Annotated in this window: 12 protein-coding genes; all 12 read left to right on the forward strand. The window is 49.5% G+C overall.

The window, feature by feature from the left end; genetic code table 11:
• Positions 1-64 precede the first annotated feature (64 nt).
• The 12 genes from HI950_RS02930 to parE all read left to right on the forward strand — a co-directional run bounded on the left by HI950_RS02930 (position 65) and on the right by parE (position 18,470).
• The gene (locus tag HI950_RS02930) at positions 65-2,548 is read left to right on the forward strand and encodes an S-layer homology domain-containing protein (protein WP_169081666.1); all 2,484 of its coding nucleotides are present in this window, start codon (positions 65-67) and stop codon (positions 2,546-2,548) included.
• Positions 2,549-2,711: 163 nt separating this feature from the next.
• Complete coding sequence (nth, locus tag HI950_RS02935; RefSeq protein ID WP_169081665.1) at positions 2,712-3,407, forward strand: endonuclease III; 696 nt, start codon at positions 2,712-2,714, stop codon at positions 3,405-3,407.
• Between the two features lie 5 nt (positions 3,408-3,412).
• Complete coding sequence (locus tag HI950_RS02940; RefSeq protein WP_053376335.1) at positions 3,413-3,685, forward strand: hypothetical protein; 273 nt, start codon at positions 3,413-3,415, stop codon at positions 3,683-3,685.
• Between the two features lie 10 nt (positions 3,686-3,695).
• Positions 3,696-7,355, forward strand: a complete 3,660-nt coding sequence (locus HI950_RS02945; RefSeq protein WP_169081664.1) for a dynamin family protein — start codon at positions 3,696-3,698, stop codon at positions 7,353-7,355.
• Positions 7,356-7,650: 295 nt separating this feature from the next.
• A complete protein-coding gene (locus tag HI950_RS02950; protein WP_169081663.1) occupies positions 7,651-9,438 on the forward strand; it encodes an ABC transporter ATP-binding protein in 1,788 nt (595 codons plus the stop codon).
• Complete coding sequence (locus HI950_RS02955; protein WP_169081662.1) at positions 9,438-11,261, forward strand: ABC transporter ATP-binding protein; 1,824 nt, start codon at positions 9,438-9,440, stop codon at positions 11,259-11,261. Before HI950_RS02950 ends, HI950_RS02955 begins: the two co-directional genes overlap by 1 nt.
• Positions 11,262-11,396: 135 nt before the next feature.
• The gene (gene purT / locus HI950_RS02960; protein ID WP_169081661.1) at positions 11,397-12,581 is read left to right on the forward strand and encodes a formate-dependent phosphoribosylglycinamide formyltransferase; all 1,185 of its coding nucleotides are present in this window, start codon (positions 11,397-11,399) and stop codon (positions 12,579-12,581) included.
• A gap of 201 nt (positions 12,582-12,782) precedes the next feature.
• Positions 12,783-13,058: a YqkE family protein gene (locus HI950_RS02965; protein WP_169081660.1), complete on the forward strand. Its 276-nt coding sequence runs from the start codon at positions 12,783-12,785 to the stop codon at positions 13,056-13,058.
• Positions 13,059-13,630: 572 nt separating this feature from the next.
• Positions 13,631-14,458 carry a GDSL-type esterase/lipase family protein gene (locus HI950_RS02970; RefSeq protein WP_223285079.1) on the forward strand — a complete coding sequence of 276 codons (828 nt, stop codon included), beginning with the start codon at positions 13,631-13,633 and terminating at the stop codon, positions 14,456-14,458.
• Between the two features lie 62 nt (positions 14,459-14,520).
• On the forward strand, positions 14,521-15,474 hold the full coding sequence (locus HI950_RS02975; protein WP_169081659.1) for an ABC transporter ATP-binding protein: 954 nt from the start codon (positions 14,521-14,523) through the stop codon (positions 15,472-15,474).
• On the forward strand, positions 15,467-16,453 hold the full coding sequence (locus tag HI950_RS02980; RefSeq protein ID WP_169082218.1) for an ABC transporter permease: 987 nt from the start codon (positions 15,467-15,469) through the stop codon (positions 16,451-16,453). The genes HI950_RS02975 and HI950_RS02980 overlap by 8 nt, the downstream gene beginning before the upstream one ends.
• A 46-nt stretch (positions 16,454-16,499) precedes the next feature.
• The gene (gene parE, locus HI950_RS02985) at positions 16,500-18,470 is read left to right on the forward strand and encodes a DNA topoisomerase IV subunit B (protein ID WP_169081658.1); all 1,971 of its coding nucleotides are present in this window, start codon (positions 16,500-16,502) and stop codon (positions 18,468-18,470) included.
• The last annotated feature ends 12 nt before the right edge of the window (positions 18,471-18,482 follow it).

The raw sequence follows: 18,482 nt of genomic DNA on the forward strand, positions 1-18,482 counted from the left end.
ACAAGGTTAGCGAAGTCGTTTCTGCATGAATCATCATAAAAACTTTCAGGGGGAATATTGTTCTATGACATTGCAATTTGCAGGCAAAAAGATCTTAATCGGAGCGCTGGCTTTTTCGCTGGTTGCTGGCAGCGGTGTACTCATTCCTTCGCAGATTAGTGCTGCGTCCTCCACACTTTCGACACCATTTAAAGACGTTAGCAGCGGCCACTGGGCTGAGAAGCATATCGCAAAGCTTGCCTTGCAGGGAATTATTGAAGGGTACACTACAACTAGCGGCTCTTTCGTCTTCCGTCCAAGCGAAAATGTAAGCCAGCAGGAGGCAGTGCTCATGGCGCTGCGCTTTGCCGGCTTGGATAAAAAAGCGGATCAAAGTGCGATTATCGGCTTCCCGACTTCCTTTGCTGTCAGCAATTTCTTTAAAGCGTATGTGACGCTTGCCTTTGAGGAAGGCTTGCTCGATCAGAAAGAGGAGTTCGAGCTCGCTGCGAAGGATTCTAAAGTAGCTTGGGGCACGAAGCCAGCTTCCCGCGAATGGGTAACGAAGCTATTGGTTCGTGCGATCGAGAAGGATGAGGAAGCCGAGCTATTGCAGGATACCGATTCTGCCTTCTCGGATAATTCACAAATTAGTTCGATTTATAAAGGGTATGTGAATGCGGCTTTAAAGCTTGATCTTGTCAAAGGCGTAACATCGGCAAAATTCGAACCAAAAGTGAATGTGAACCGGGCAAGTCTTGCAACGATGTTCAGCCGTGCTGAAAAGCTATTTCCTGTAGCTTATGAAGGACAAATAACCGGAATCGCTTCTCTTATTACGGATTCGTCTATTTCGATTTATAGCGATAAGAATGAAACAAGCTACACCATTGATTCGGATACGCTATTCTATCATGCCGATAAAGAAACGCCGATCACGAAGCAGCAATTGGTAGAGTATGGCGATGTAACGGTCATTGCTAAAGACGGCAAAGCGAAATACGTTGAAGTGAAAGGCGACAAGCAATATACAAAAACCATTACAGGAACGCTTGATCGACTAATTGCAGCTGAGAAAAAAATATATGTTTGGATCGACAATAAGCCGGTTGAAATTTTTTATAACGACTCGGTTGCCGTTGTTGACACGGAAGGCAATGCACTTTCATTAAGCGCTATTAAAAGAGATAGTCAAATCAGCATCGTACAGGACACATTCCGCGAAACGCCGCAGGCCATTAAAATTGTTGCTTCACCGCAAGCATCAACGACAAAAGCAAGCGGCACGTTTTATGGGACCGACGGCGAGCTCATCACGATTAAAACAGACTCCGAGCTCGTATCCAAGTTTATGGCGGAAACGGTGACCGTAGAAATTGATGGAATGGTAGCAGCGACGGTTCAAGACTTGATTAAGGAAGCTGATCAAGTTGAGCTTACCTTTGATGATAAGGATCAAGTGACGAAGGTTAAAGTTGCGAAGCGCAATGTGAAAATGATAGCAGGTGCGCAAGTAGCAAGTTTTCTTTATGATAAAAAACTATTGACGGTCGTTGATGCGGCAGGCAGCAATGCCCAAGCGTTGTATTTTACAGACAAGACAAAAATTGAATATAACGGCGGCGCACTAACGCTGGCATCTGCTAGCAGCCTATTGACGCAAAACCGTAAAATTATTATTAGTTACACCGGCAACTCGATTGTTTCGCTTCAATTCGTAACGAAGTATGTTGGTACTTTGGTTACATTGAATGCAAGCTCCAACTTGATGACCGTGAAATTGGATGGCGGTGCTGCCATATCTGTACCTTATAACACCGCAACTGTAGAGCATTCCGCTATCAGTAATGCAGGCTACAGTGATTTAAAAGCGGGAGATACGCTTACACTGGAATTAGGCAGCACGCAGGACCGAGTATCCACGATTAAGGTTCATGCCAATACGCAGTATGAGGTATTATCGATCGATAATGTGTACAAAAGGCTTCGCATTAAAAATGCTGCTACTCCAGCTTTCGATCTGTCGGTACTCAGCACAGACCTGTTGAACGAGGTAGGCGCTAAGCTGACGGTAGATCAGGTTGCTCCTGGCTCAATGATCACGGTAAGCTATATCGGAAAACAAGCTGTATCTGCAAGAGTAGTGCCTGTTACTTTTGGCAAGATACAGTCCATTGCGGCAAACAGTGTGACGATTGTGGATCTAGCAGGCCAAACGTTGGCTTTTAATGGCGATGCTGGCTTTCAAATCATCAAAGGAGCTTCTTCAGGCAATGCGACAAGCCTGCTGGCTGTGGGCGATTATGTTGAGATTCAGAAGCCGGATGGCGTCAAAACCCAAATTACAGCTGCGATCGGCGAGAGCCGTGTATTCACAAGCTACAATTCCACTACAGCTCAAATTGGAACGGAAATTACATCAACAACGGATAACCGGAATTATTTTAATGTGATGAGCAATAGCAAATATTTCTCTAACGGAAATGAAGTTGCGATTACGGCTTTTAAAGCAGGAGATAAGATTACGATTTACAGCTTTAGGAACAATGTGATTGCAATCGTCAAGTAACGAAATTCTTAAAAATGTGGCGATAACAGCCCGAGATATTTATTTTTTGTGAAAAAACTGCCCTTAGGGGCAGTTTTTTTATAGAATATGCTTGATTACGGTTGCGAAGCGTGACAAATTTCGCTACACTTTGAACGATAGTGTTTGATTAGGGGAGAGGACGATGAGCGCGAAACAGAAAATGCGTCATGTACTGGACATCATTGCGGACATGTTTCCTGATGCTCACTGCGAGCTTAATCACAGCAATCCGTTCGAGCTTACGATAGCAGTTCTGCTGTCGGCGCAATGTACGGATGAAACGGTCAATAAAGTGACGGTGTCTTTATTCGAGAAATATAAGCGTCCCGAAGATTATTTGAGCGTACCGCTGGAGGAGCTTGAGCAGGACATTCGCCGCATCGGCTTGTTTCGCAGTAAAGCTTCCAATATACAAAAGCTATGCCGCATCGTTATCGATAAGTATGGCGGGGAAGTGCCTGAGAGCCATGAGGGCTTGACTGAGCTTCCAGGCGTAGGCCGCAAGACGGCCAACGTCGTCATGTCCAACGCCTTTGGCGTACCAGCCATCGCCGTTGATACGCATGTGGATCGCGTATCGAAGAGGCTGGGGTTCGCCAAGCAGGAGGATAACGTGTTAGAGGTTGAGAAGAAGCTGATGAAGCTCGTGCCGCGCGAGGAGTGGACCTTGACTCACCACAGGCTTATCTTCTTTGGCCGCTATCATTGCAAAGCGCAAAGCCCGCAGTGTCCGGTTTGTCCGCTGCTTGATTTGTGCAAAGAAGGAAAACAACGTATGAAGCCAGGTTTTAAAACAAAAAATAAGAGTATAAAACCTAAAATAGCCAATGAAGGATGATGAAAATGAACTGTATTTCCGTTTACACAAACAATTTTGAGCTTTTTTCCGATATTTACGAGCAGGTGCTTGAGTCTCCGCCAGAGGAGAACGAAGACCTAGTTGTGGAAGGAATTACAGTGAGCGGCTCCGGCGACGTACCTGAGCAATATATCGAGCGTATGCGCGTAAAGCCAGAGGTTGTCGTGATGAGAGATAAAGAGCGCAACATTATGATTTTGCAGCATGGCAACGTTTTTGAAATTTGCCTGCCGTCTGAAGAAGAGCAAGCCGTTTAAGGAGAAGCAAATGACAGAATTAACGGTGCAAAGCATAGCAAAAGCTATATCCGAGGCAGCAGGTTTAATGGAAGCTGCAGGAGATACCATACATGCCAAGCAAGCACAGGAGCTGAACAGTAAGCTGACCGACGGTCGGCTTACTGTCGCTTTTTGTGGACATTTTTCGGCTGGCAAATCAACCTTAATCAATCGTTTATGCGCAGCGAAGCTGCTGCCCTCAAGCCCTATTCCGACGAGCGCTAACGTTGTATCAATTCGAGGCGGCGATCGGGCTTACGCGGCTGTAGAGACGCTTCGCGGCGGCGTAGCAACAAAAGCGGAGGTTCCAATTGATGAGCTTGACCGCTACTGCGTGGACGGAGAGCAGTTCACATCGGTATCTATCGTTTACCCTAGCGAGCTGCTAGGCGATCATACCGTGCTGCTTGATACCCCGGGTATCGACTCCACCGATGACGCGCATCGAATGGCTACGGAATCGGCGCTGCATCTTGCAGATGTCGTGTTTTATGTAATGGACTATAACCATGTGCAATCGGAAATCAATTTTTCGTTTGCGAAGCAGCTGAAGGATTGGGGCAAGCCCTTATACTTTATCGTGAATCAGATTGATAAGCATCGCGATCGCGAGCTCTCCTTCGCAAGCTATCGTCAAAGCGTGCAGGATGCGTTTCACGCTTGGCATTTGGAGCCGGCGGGGATCGTTTATTTGTCGTTGCGCGAGCCGGATCATCCGGAGCAGGAATGGGAGTCATTGCTGGAGCTGCTGGATCAGCTTCAAACGATTCGGGGGCCTCTGTGCGTATACAGCGTAGATGCCTCCTTGCGCCATGTGGCGGCGGGGCATTTGAAATGGACCGAGCTGCAGCGGGAGCCTGAGCGGGAACGGCTGCTCGAGGAAGCAGGCGGCGAAGAGGCTGCTGCCCTTGTAACGGGTGAAATGGACCGCTTGCAGAAGCTTATCCGCAAAATTGCTGATGATATAGAAGTCTATCGCGGACAGCTTCGCAAAGAGCTGCAGACGCTGCTCGATAATGCGAATATTACGCCTGCTGGACTGCGTGATTTGGCTCAAACGTTTTTGGAGAGCCGCAAGCCCGGCTTTAAGGCGGGGCTGCTGTTTGCGGCTGCGAAGACGGCTGCGGAGCAGGAAAGGCGCCTGCAGGCGTTTAGCGACGAATTGAACAGCTTAATCAGCGCTTCAATTGACTGGCATGTGAAGCATCTGCTGCGCGTAGAGGGAGAGCGTATCGGCTTTGACAGCGAGCGGCTGGAAGCAGAGCTCGCTAGAACGCTTGCTTGGCTGCCTGATTCGGAATGGCTTCTGGCGCGGGTTAAAGCTGGAGCCGTCATCGGGAACGAATATACGATGACGTATAGCCGCGACCTCGCCGCGGATGTGAAGGCGGTTTATCGCCAGCGGGCGCTTGAGCTGATCGATGCGCTGGCGGATCATGCGGCGGCGGTAGGCGAAGCATCTGCCGCTGAGGCACGGGCACAGCTGGCGGCACTTCAAGCGCAGGCTGGCGCTATTCAGGCGCTGTCTGCGCTTGCTAAGCGCGCTGATGAGCATGAGTCGCGGCTTGCGGCAGCGATGCCTGAGGCGCCGGCTAGGCCGGATTTGCCGGCACCGCGCGCAGCTGGTGCCGGTGCGGGCGTGTCCGCGGCAAGCGCTGTGGCAGCGGCGCGTGAAGCGCTCGCGAGCGATAGCGGACACGGCAGCGCAGCAGCGCCTAGGCGCGAGGCAGCAGGGCGGAGCGCCTTAGCTGGCGGAGCCGCGCTGGCGCAGCAGCACAGCGCTGCTGCGCGCTTAACGAGCGCGGCGGAGCTGCTTGCGCCGCACGCGGCGCTGGCAGCTGCAGCGCACGCGATGCGCGATAAGGCGAAGCGTCTGCAGGACAGCCGCTTCACCATCGCCTTGTTCGGCGCCTTCAGCGCCGGCAAATCATCGCTGGCGAACGCGCTGATCGGCGAACCGGTGCTGCCGGTTTCGCCTAATCCGACGACCGCCGCGATCAACCGGCTCGTGCCCCCTACGGCGGAGCACGGCCATGGCACGGCGCGCATCGTCATGAAGTCGCGCGCAGCAATCGAAGACGACCTGCGCTATTCCTTGGCGCTGCTCGGCGAGAAGGCCGGCACCGAGCATCTGCCGGATGCCGCAGCGCTTATGCGGGCGATTGACAAGCTGACCCCCGATTCCATCGGGGCTGGCGGCCGCCCGCACTTTAGCTTCCTGCGCGCCGCCCGCGCAGGCTGGGCAGAGCATGAAGCGCTGCTTGGCCAGCAGCTTTCGGTCGACCAAGCGGAGTATGAGCGCTATGTAGCAGAGGAATCGCGTTCCTGCTTCGTCAGCGAAATCGAGCTTCACTACGATTGCGCGCTAACCGCACAAGGCATCGTGCTCGTTGATACGCCGGGCGCGGATTCGGTTAATGCCAGACATACGGGCGTAGCCTTTAACTATATCAAAAACGCCGATGCCGTTTTGTTCGTAACCTATTACAACCATGCCTTCTCCCAAGCCGACCGTCAGTTTCTGATGCAGCTTGGCAGGGTGAAGGATCAGTTCGAGCTCGACAAAATGTTTTTCCTCGTGAACGCAGCCGATTTGGCAGCGGATCAAGAGGAGCTTGACGGCGTATTGAAGCACGTGGAAACGAATCTGCTGCAGCATGCGATTCGCTCGCCGCGACTATTCCCTGTATCAAGCCTGCAGGCGCTTGACGGCAAGCTTAGCGGCGATGCCGAGCTGCTTGGCCGCTCAGGCATGGAGGCATTCGAGCAATCATTCCTTTCCTTTATTCAGAACGACCTCGGTCGTCTTGCTATCGATGCTGCTGAGCAGGATTTGAAGCGTGCGGCTGCAACGGTTGCTGGCTGGCTTCAAAGCGCTGAGGGCGATGCTGCTGCGAGGGAAGCGGAGCTGAACACGCTTAAACAGGCCGTTCATGAAGGAACGAGCGAGATCGAAACGCTGCAATCGGGGGCTATGCCAGAGCAGCTTAAGCAGGAGCTTAGCGAGCTCTTGTATTATGTCGTGCAGCGCATTCAATATCGCTTTGGCGAGTTTTACAATCTTGCCTTCAACCCTGCGTCACTGCAGGATGATGGACGTGATTTGCGCAAAGCGATTTGGACGTCGTGGCTTGAGCTGCAGCGGCTTGTCCAGCTGGAGCTTTCGCAGGAGATGCTGGCTACGTCATTGCGGATGGAGCGAGGCGTTCATTCGCTGCTTCAAAAGCTTTACGTCAGCACGGCGCAGCGTTTGGAGGCGTCTATCGCCGCTTACAGCGCAATCCCTTATTCGGCAGCTGCATTGCCAACGCCGGAGGAGCCTGCTGCATGGGAAGCATCCACGATCGATGCAAAGCTTCTTTGGAGCCGATTTAAATCGCCTCGGCAATTTTTTGAAGGCGAGGGCAAGTCCTTGCTTCGCAAAGAGCTTGAGACGCTGCTTGCTCCTTCACTGAATGGCTGGATGGCCGAGCAAACGGCGCTATGGACGTCGTTTTACGAGCAGGTCTGGCAGCAAGCTGCGGTTCAAGCTGGTGGCGAGCTGCAGGAGGATATGCTGGCGTACGAAAGCGGCAAGCGCAGCTCGCTGACTGGAAGCGCGGATACGGCTGAACTCAAGCTGCTCTACAATCAACTCATTCATCTCTAATAGTCAATGAATGTCGATCGTTCTATCGCATTAATAGCTGAATGCTTTTGCCGGCGCTAATCGCGCCTGCAAAAGCATTTTTTATTTTAGTGTGTTTTCGTGCAAAAAGTGAGTAATAGGCACATATTTGTCATGATTTAGGACCAATTGGGAGCATTAACCGTTTCCAATTTCCATAATGCGTCTTTAAGCGGTTTCTATCACATATATGCATATTTATACTGTTTGCTCGCATTTCACGATGCTGATAATATTCATTCATACTTACAAAATAGATACGGGGAGATGGATTTACTTGGACGTTTTAAGGCAGTTGAAAGCATTCTATTGGGCGGAGCGAAAGTTTTTGTTCTCCTCCATATTATGCTTAATGTGCGCTACGGCGCTCGGACTTGTCTATCCGAATTTGCTGCGATACCTCATTGATGATGTTATCATGCCAGAGAAATTCGAATTAGTTCCAGCGCTTGCATTTACGGTAGTAGGAGTCGTCAGTTTGAAAGGCTGCATGCAGTTTTTGCACGGATTTTTTGGCGGACGGCTCGGCAACAAAGTGGCGTTCCGAATGAGAAACGCGTTGTATGACAAGCTGCAAACGCTCTCCTATCAGTATTATGACAAAGCGAAGACGGGAGATCTCATGTCTCGCCTCACAGCGGATCTGGAAGCGATCCGCAACTTTATCGGCTTTGGCTTTGCGCAAATTTTGAACATGGTGCTTATGATCGTGTTCGGCGGAGCCATGATGCTGTCGATCCATTGGCAGCTTACGCTTATCACACTTGTGACGATTCCGCTTCTCGGCTTTGCGGCCATTCGCTTCGAACGCAACATTCACCCTGCTTTCCGTGAAATGCGCCAAGCGATGAGCAACTTAACGACAGCGGTGCAAGAGAACATTACGGGCGTTCGTACGGTTAAATCGTTTGCGCGCGAATCCCATGAGGTATCGAAATTTTCATTGCGCAGCGAAGCTTATCAGACGAATCAAGTCGGGGCCGCAAAGATTTGGGCAAAATTTTTCCCGGTTATGGAGCTTGTCGCTAACTTAAGCGCTGTCATCCTGCTTGTCAGCGGCGGTATTCTTGTAATTAACGGTTCGCTGAAGCTCGGTGAATTCGTCGCATTCTTCAGCTTGATTTGGTACATTATCGGTCCGATGTGGGGTCTTGGGTTCCATATCAATAACTACACGCAATTCAAAGCATCAGGCGAGAGGGTACTCGGCCTCTTGAACGAGCATGTACATGTTAAAAACACGGAGCATGCCATTGAAGTAAGCAACGAGTCGGTGAAGGGCCATGTTCGCTTTGATCATGTAACCTTCAGCTATCCAGACAAAACGCCAGCGGTAACGGATATTGTAATCGATGCGCCAGCGGGCTCCGTTATCGGATTTCTAGGTGCGACAGGCTCCGGAAAATCAACGATTATTCAATTGCTCATGAGAGCCTATAACGTGAAAAACGGTACGATTACGCTTGATGGCATCGATATTCGCAATCTGGATGTCGCAAGCCTGCGCCGCTTGATTGCACCCGTATTCCAAGAGACATTCTTGTTCTCGGCATCGATCCGTGACAATATCGCTTACGGTGTGAAGGATGTTACGCCGGAACAAATCGAATATGCAGCAAGGCTTGCCAAAGCGCATGATTTCATTATGGAGCTGCCGCTAGGCTATGATACGATCGTCGGCGAGAGAGGGATGGGCTTATCCGGCGGCCAGAAGCAGCGGATCGCGATTGCGAGAGCGCTGATCAAAAACCCGCGCATTCTTATTTTGGATGATGCCACCAGCGCCGTAGATATGGAAACCGAGCACGAAATTCAAGCAGGCTTCAAGGAGCTGATGGCAGGCCGTACGACCTTTATTATCGCTCACCGGATTTCCTCACTCAGACATGCCGATGAAATCGTCGTGCTGGACAATGGCCATATCGTACAAAGGGGTACGCATGCACAGCTGATTAAGCAGCAGGGGCCGTACCGCGACACTTACAACATTCAATATGCTGACTATCCGCTTGATGACTCTTCATTGGTCGAGCAAGCGCATGATCGGAAAGGGAGTACCGTATAATGAGCACGAGTGTCAAAGCAAAGGCCAGCAACAAAAACGAACGCTTTATTTATCAAGACGATGAGCTTATCGAAAAACCGTTTAACTGGGGACAATTACGCCGTTTGTTCATGTACATGAAGCCATACAGCAAGCAATTAATGCCTGTCATTTTTATGATGATTCTCGGCACGATGACACGACTTGGCGTTCCCGCTCTCGTCATCTTGGCTATCGATGAAGCCATTGCTCCTGAGAATGGAGCTACAAGCGTATCTAAGCTGCTTATCATTGCTGGTATCATGTTAGTCTTATATGTTATCCAATGGGCATCCAATACGTACCGGATCAAATATACGAACATTATCGGTCAAAGCGTCATTTATGATCTAAGAAACCATTTGTTCCAGCATATTCAAAAGCTGAGCTTCCGTTTCTACGATAAGCGTCCGGCGGGATCCGTACTCGTTCGTGTGACGAACGACGTCAATGCGCTGCAGGACCTATTCACGAACGGGGTCGTCAACTTGTTGATGGACTGTGTCCAGCTGTTTGGTATCGTCATCATTTTGCTAGTGTGGAACTTTAAGCTGGGTCTCGCGGTCATGATTACGGTGCCGCTTATGTTCCTCGTATCAACGACGCTGCGCAAAAGAATCCGTTTTGCTTGGCAGGATGTGCGAATGAAGCAATCCCGCATTAACTCCCACTTGAATGAGAGCATTCAAGGGATGAAGGTCACACAAGCTTATGTGCAAGAAAAAGACAATATGAGCTTTTTTGATCATATGAATACGGTCAACGTGAAGTCTTGGAACAAAGCCTCTGCTCTTAACCAAGCCTTTGGACCTGTAATCGAAATCACCTCTGCAATCGGGACTTTTATTTTGTTCTGGTACGGTGCTCATTTGATTCAATCGGAAGCGATCACAGTCGGTTTGCTAGTCGGATATGCGAACTATATCGGTAACTTCTGGGACCCGATCAACCGTCTCGGCCAAATGTATTCCCAGCTGCTCATTGCGATGGCATCATCAGAGCGTATATTCGAATTTATCGACGAGGAGCCGACTGTTGCCGAATTGACGGAAGCGAAGCCGCTGCCAAAAATTAAAGGCGACGTGAAGTTTGACCGCATCGTGTTCGAATATGAGAAGGGCAGACCGGCGTTGAAGGGCGTAACGATTGACGTGAAAGCAGGCCAGTCTATCGCGCTCGTCGGCCATACCGGATCTGGCAAAAGCACGATCATCAACCTGCTATGCCGCTTCTATGATCCCGTTGAAGGACGCGTGCTGATTGACGGCATCGATATCCGTGATGTCACCATTGAGAGCTTACGCTCACAGGTCGGCATCGTGCTTCAGGATACGTTCATTTTTGCTGGTACAATCCGTGATAATATCCGCTATGGTCGTCTGAATGCCACAGATGCGGAAGTTGTGAAGGCAGCACAAGCGGTTAATGCCCATGATTTTATTATGGGACTGCCGGACGGGTATGACACGCAGGTTGAGGAGCGGGGGAATGTGCTCTCGATGGGACAACGACAGCTGTTGTCGTTCGCACGCGCCCTGCTGGCCGATCCGCAAATTTTGATTTTGGATGAAGCGACGGCAAGCATCGATACCGAAACGGAGCTTAAAATTCAAGAAGCGCTTAAAGCACTGCTTGCAGGCCGCACTTCCTTTATGATCGCCCACCGTTTGTCGACAATTCGCCATGCTGACGAAATTATCGTGCTTGACCATGGCCAAATCGTAGAACAAGGCAATCATGAGAAGCTTATTGCCAAGCGCGGTGTTTATAACGGCTTGATCGAAGCGCAGTATCGGTTTCTATAATAAACAACATAAAAATGGTTGATTTTTAATCGAGGAACCTCCACAATGGAAGAAAAAACGAACCGAAACGCTTGTCCAAACCAGCTGCAGCTGCGGATAACGTTTCGATTTGCTTCCAGGAGGTTCTTTTTCTTTATGTATGGATCACCGTTAACATCGAATGCGCGTAAAATGATGCTGCTTGGCTCAGGCGAGCTTGGCAAAGAGGTTGTACTGGAGGCACAGCGGTTAGGTATTGAGACGATTGCCGTAGACCGTTATGAGAATGCGCCGGCGATGCAGGTTGCTCATCACAGCTATACGGCCGACATGCTTGACGGAGCAGCGCTTCGCCGCATTATCGAGAAGGAGCGTCCAGACTTTATCGTTCCTGAGATCGAGGCGATTGCAACGGAAACACTGCTGGAGCTGGAGAAGGAAGGGCATCGCGTCATTCCAACCGCTCGGGCTGCCTGGCTGACGATGGACCGCGAAGGTATTCGCCGCCTTGCTGCTGAAACGTTGGAGCTTCCAACGGCTCCTTACCTTTTTGCGGACACGCTGGGCGAGCTGCGTCAAGCGGCTGAAGCACTTGGATTCCCTTGCGTCATTAAGCCTATCATGAGTTCTTCAGGCAAAGGGCAAAGCGTTTGCCGCTCAGAAGCGGAGCTTGAAGCATGCTGGAACTACGCGATGGAAGGCGGGCGTGCAAAGAAGCAGCGCATTATCGTTGAGGGCTTCATTACGTTTGAATCCGAAATTACGCTGCTGACGGTGCGATCCATTTCGGGTACAAGCTATTGCCCGCCGATCGGCCATGTTCAGAAGGATGGCGATTATATTGAATCCTGGCAGCCGCATGAAATGACGGAGCAGCAAATCGCACAGGCGGAAGCGATAGCTCTGCGAATTACGGATGAACTAGGCGGCTACGGCATCTACGGCGTAGAGTTGTTCATCACGAAGGACGGCGTCTTATTCAGCGAAGTGTCGCCTCGTCCGCATGATACAGGCATGGTGACGATGGCTACTCAGGATTTATCTGAGTTTGCGCTGCATGTAAGAGCCATTCTAGGGCTACCTATCCCGACCATTCGTCTTCTTACGCCTGGTGCTTCGCACACGCTCAAAGCAGATCGGGAGGCAAACGTTTTCCGCGTAGGCGGCATTGAAGAGGCGTTGACGGTTCCTAACACGCAGGTTCGCGTTTTCGGCAAGCCGGAAACGAAGGTTGGACGCCGCATGGCGGTTGCGCTTAGCTCTGCTTCAAACGTCGAGCAGGCGCGTGACATGGCAAGGAAAGCGGCTGAATCGCTCTATATCGAGTATGGCAATGAATAATTAGTCTCCATCAGGGCCGTTTCTAAGCATAAAGGCTTAGAGACGGTTTTTTGCTAGCATGAATTGAATCCAATATCGAGCTAATACTTGCAAGGCTAGCAGATGGAAGCTAATATAATTAACGATCATTTTTTTAGCGTGAATGCTGTAATGCAAGTACGACGAATAGTATGAACTCATCATAAGGCAGGTGTAATCGTAATGGGCAAGAAACAGAAGAAAGCAGCGTCGGCACCGCCAAAGGCAGCGCCAAAAAAAGAGGCTGACAATGGTCTGACGCTTAAAGATTTACTGGGCAGCGACGTCCTCAGCAAGCTCAAAGCCCAAGCGGACGAAATGAAGCAAGCGGAAGCATCGCGCAAGGAGGAGCTGCGCAAGCAGGAAGAAGAGAAGAAGAAGCAAGAGCAAAAACGTCTGGAAAACGATTTCTCCTATTTGCTTGAAAATAGCGATCCGAATTGGTCTAAACACAAATAGCAGCCGATAGGCAATGCCTATTCGAGCGTAAAGCTTTCTAAAGCACCCTAGGGTGCTTTTTTGTTTTTTACCATGTTTAATTCTTTTTAATGGAAAAACTTGATTGGAATTTGGGAAGAATGGCTGGTTTAAAGTCGCTATAAACATTTATTAAGATTGCTGCTTTTGCTTAGTCTCAAAATGCAAGCAAGGCTTGCCGGAGGACTGTAGGACGATTGTGCTTGGAAGCATTTTCGTCTTAAAGCCAAATGCCTTGCAGCCTTTAGGCGAGCTAGGATCCCAGGTGACGTAGAAATGCTTGCATTTCATACAATCTATGCGTTCAGTTGCGTTCATTCGGCTACCTCAATAATAAAATTTAATGTTTATTAATCGTAATACATATTACAAAAGGTTGTCGAGAAATGTCAAACACTAACAATGACCGAGAAAGGTGACACTGCTTTTTCATCAGCTTTAAAAATATATTTTAGTGCCGCATACATAAATCCCATTTATCTGCAAAACATGCTAACAACAATAATTAGAGCCATGCATGCTTGCACGGCTAATGGGAGGAGGCGCGTTTCAACTTGAAAGCGGCTATGTTATGGCGCTTATTAGGCGTATCGTCGATATGCGCTACAGCGTTGCTAATCTTTGGCTTTGGATGGGCAGTCAAGGATACCCTCTATCCTAACTTGAAACAAGAGACGAATACGAAGGAATGGAAGCAAGAGGCTGCCGTGCGTCCAGAAGTTAATTCCTATAAAAATGCAACGGAAATTCGAATTGTCGCTCTTGGCGATTCGCTTACGAAGGGAACCGGCGATCATACGGGCGAAGGGTATGTGAAGCAGGTAGCCGAAGGACTTCGCAGCCGATGGAATAAACCGGTTACAATCGTTAACAATCTCGCGATTAACGGGCTGCGTGCCGATGAGCTCGCAGAACGCCTAGAAAGTGATAGCGGCTTTGCTTACGCACTGAAAAGTGCCAATTTGATCCTTTTAACGATTGGAGGCAACGATTTATTTCAACATGCGCGTGCCCGGAATGCAAAAAGCAAGCTATCGGTCATCCGTATGCTGGAACGATCGAAAGAGCTTCCAGCCGTAATGAATCAGTTCGACCTTGTTACTCAGGAGCTTAACAGGATCAATAGCACTGCAAAAATCGTTTATGTCGGTTTGTACAATCCGTTCTATGATATTGAAGAGCTGCGCATCGGAAGCCTGCAGGTACAGCAGTGGAATGCAGAGGCGTATTCTCTGCTTCACAGCTATCCGAATATGATCATGATTCCAACGTATGATTTGTTTGAAGGAAAAATCGGTGACTTTCTGTCCAATGATCATTTTCACCCTAATCATCAAGGCTATGGGAAAATAGCTTCACGAATATTGGATTCCTTAAATTAGAAGGTTTTATTGCGCTCAAGAGTGGACATAGCTGTTACGAAACGCCCCATCAGGAGGAGATCATGATGAAACCGGTTCTATCCGTCAATCGGCTGCACAAAAAAATTCGCGGTCAAACGATTATTCATGACGTAAGCTTCGAAGTAAATGAAGGGGAAATATTCGGCTTTCTCGGGCCGAACGGCTCCGGCAAAACGACTACCATCCGCATGCTGGTTGATCTCATTAAACCAACCGCAGGAGAGGTGCATATTGGCGGCTATCACGTGCAAACGGAGCCGGAGAAGGCTTTGGCGCTTGTTGGCTGTATCGTTGAGAATCCTGAGGTGTATACGTATTTGACCGGCTTCGAAAATCTTGCGTATTTTGCCCGAATGTTGAAAGGAGTGGATGAGGCCCGCATTTGGGAGGTCGTTCGTATCGTTAGACTGGAGGGGCGAATTCATGAAAAGGTAAAAACCTATTCACTCGGCATGCGGCAAAGGCTTGGGATCGCGCAAGCGCTGCTGGGCTGGCCAAAGCTGCTTATTTTGGATGAACCGACGAATGGGCTTGATCCAAAAGGAATTAAGGAGCTGCGTGAATTTGTCCGAATGCTTGCGGATCAAGGAATGAGCGTATTTATTTCCAGCCATCTGCTTAGCGAAATACAGCTTCTATGCGATCGGGTGGCGATTATCAATGGCGGTCGCGTGCTTGCCGAGGGCAAGGTAGCCGATCTTGTTGAGCAGGCTAACGGTTATGTGGTCTGGCAGCTTGATGAGCCGGAGCTCGGTAAGCAGGTGCTAGCGAGCAATCGTGAAATTGCATTTATAAAGCGTGAATCCCGCCTGATAGATGAGAGTATTCTTGCCAATATGCAGAATGCCTTTATTACAGTTATGGCTGCGGATCAAATACCAGGAAGTGTAGAGCAGCTTGTTGAGCGGCATATTGGGGTGATGTCCGTTCATCAAATAGCGCCTACGCTGGAGGAGCTTTTTTTAACGTTGACGGAGGGTGAAGCAAGTGGTTAGCCTCATGCCGCTCATCCAAAACGAGATGCTGAAAGTATGGAAGAAAAAAAGATTTTTCGTAATCGTACTTATTTTGCTTGCGCTTATTCCGATTTTTACTTACGCTGAGCTGAAGGTTGTGCAAAATAACGAGGCCAAATTTGCTGATTGGCGCAATCAAGTGCTGCAGCAAATAACGGATTTTGAGAATACGCTCTCAAGCGACCGCATACCGGAAGAGTGGAAACGGAGCAGACGCGCAGCCGTGCAGCAGCTGCAATATTATTTGGATCATGATGTTAATCCAAGCGCTCCAAACGGTGCAACCTTTACAAGAAGCTTTCTCGACAACGCGGTTACGTTGTTTATTCCGATGCTCGTCTTGGCGCTGGGAGCAGACATTGTATCAAGCGAACGGACGTCGGGTACGATTAAAATGCTTCTCACCAGACCGGTTAAACGGTGGAAGGTGTTGCTAAGCAAGCTAATTGTGTTAACCTTGTATGTATCGCTTACGATCGTCATGACCGCCTTATTATGTTATTTGCTCTCCGGCCTGTTCTTTGGCTACTCGGGCTGGACGATGCCCGTGTTTACTGGATTCCAAATGATAGGATCAACGATTGATCCGTCTCATGCGCATGCAGTTCCCCAGTGGATTTATATATGGATGCAATCGGGATTAGCGTGGTTTTCAGCCATGACCGTTGCGCTGCTGGCTTTTATGGCATCCGTGCTCATTCGCAGCACGACTGCCAGCATAGTGACGATGATGGCAGCTGTCATTACAGGTACGATTTTATCAGGAATGACCTCATCTTGGACAAGCGCCAAATATTTGTTCGCCGTGAATCTGAAGCTTACCGCTTATCTGGATGGATCACCGCCGCCCATAGAAGGAATGTCATTGCCGTTTTCCCTTGCGGTGCTTGCGATTTGGGGGATTGTTGCAGTAGTCTTGTCCTTTGGCGTCTTTACGAAACAGGACATCTTGAATTAAAATAGCTTGAAGATACGGAAACGTGATTACAGATTGGGGGACGCTCATGTCAGAGCAAACAGATCTCTTTGCAAATACAGCGGCCGCAGACAGGAACTACGAGGCCGATGATATACAGGTGCTTGAAGGATTAACCGCTGTACGCAAAAGACCAGGTATGTACATAGGCAGTACAAGCAGTTCAGGACTGCATCACCTTGTATGGGAAATTGTCGACAATGCGGTCGATGAGCATTTAGCTAAATTTTGTTCGGCGATAGAAGTAACGCTGCACAAGAATGGTGCAGTAACCGTTCATGATAATGGACGGGGAATACCGACCGGCATGCATAAGACCGGTATACCGACGCCCCAGGTCGTATTTACGATTTTGCATGCGGGCGGAAAGTTTGGCGGCGGGGGATACAAAAAATCCGGCGGCTTGCACGGTGTAGGCGCGTCGGTTACGAATGCCTTATCGGAATGGCTCGAGGTTGATATTTATCGCGACGGCAAGATCCATAGGCAGCGTTTTGAATATTGGGTAGATGAGGTTGGCCGGGAGCATGTCGGGGAGCCGGTTCGCGGTCTAGAGGTAATTGGGACGACGAATCGGACGGGCACGAAGGTTACCTTCAAGCCCGACGGACGCGTCTTCCAGAACGGCACTTCGCTAAGCTACGATACGCTTGCCGAACGCTTGCAGGAAATCGCGTTTTTGAATTCAGGCTTAAAGGTATCGATCAAAGACGACCGCAACGGCAAGCAGGATGTTTTTCATTACGAAGGCGGAGCACGTCAATTCGTTCAGTTTTTGAACGAGGACAAAACGGTGCTGCATGACGTGATTCATTTTGCGAGCGAGCGGGATGAGATCGAAGTGGAGGTTGCTCTTCAGTATAACGATGGTTATACCGAGACGATCGCTTCATTCGTTAACTCGATTCCGACACGCGGCGGCGGTACGCATGAAACCGGTTTTAAAACAGCATATACGCGCGTTATGAACGATTATGCCCGCAAAGCGGCAATGCTCAAGGAAAAGGATAAAAACCTTGAGGGCAATGATTTGCGTGAAGGCATGATGGTCGTTATCAATATCAAAATGTCCGAGGTGGAATTTGTCGGGCAGACGAAGGATCAGCTTGGAAGCTCATCGGCGCGGAGCGCAGTAGATGCGATTGTTTCCGAGAAGATGCAGGTTTTTCTCGAGGAGAACCCGCAAATTGCGCAAATGCTGCTGAAGAAATCGCTTCAAGCGTCGAAAGCTCGTGAAGCGGCACGCAAAGCGCGCGAGGAAATTCGCAGCGGCAAGAAAAAAAGCGAGAGCTCGAATCTCAATGGCAAGCTGACTCCTGCGCAGTCTAAAGACTACACGCGCACGGAGCTGTTTATTGTGGAAGGAGATTCGGCCGGCGGTTCAGCCAAGCAGGGGCGCGATTCTAAATATCAGGCGCTGCTGCCGCTTAAAGGCAAGCCGATGAATCCGGAAAAAGCCAAGCTAATCGATATTTTGAAAAACGACGAGTATAAAGCGATTATTTCGGCTATCGGTGCGGGCGTAGGCTCGGAGTTTGCGGCCGAGGAATGCAACTATAATAAAATTATTATTATGACGGATGCGGATACAGACGGTGCCCATATTCAAGTGCTGCTCCTCACTTTTTTCTATCGTTATATGAAGCCGTTAATCGATTTGGGACGCGTATACATCGCTCAGCCGCCATTGTACAAAATTACTCGTAAATCAGGAAAGCTGGAAACGATTCGTTACGCTTGGACAGACGAGCAGCTGCAAAACTACTTGAAGGAATACGGCAAAAATTATGAGCTTCAGCGTTACAAAGGACTTGGGGAGATGAATCCCGATCAGCTGTGGGAGACGACGATGGACCCGGAGAAACGGACTCTTTTGCAAGTTCAAATCGAGGATGCTGCCAAAGCGGAGCGCAGGGTGTCTACGCTTATGGGAGATAAGGTTGATCCGCGCAAGCGCTGGATCGTAGAGAATGTCGACTTTATGGAGTATGAGGAATAGGGGGGATTCTGC

The organism is Paenibacillus sp. PL91, assembly GCF_012935325.2.
In the GTDB taxonomy this organism is placed as follows: Bacteria; Bacillota; Bacilli; order Paenibacillales; family Paenibacillaceae; genus Pristimantibacillus.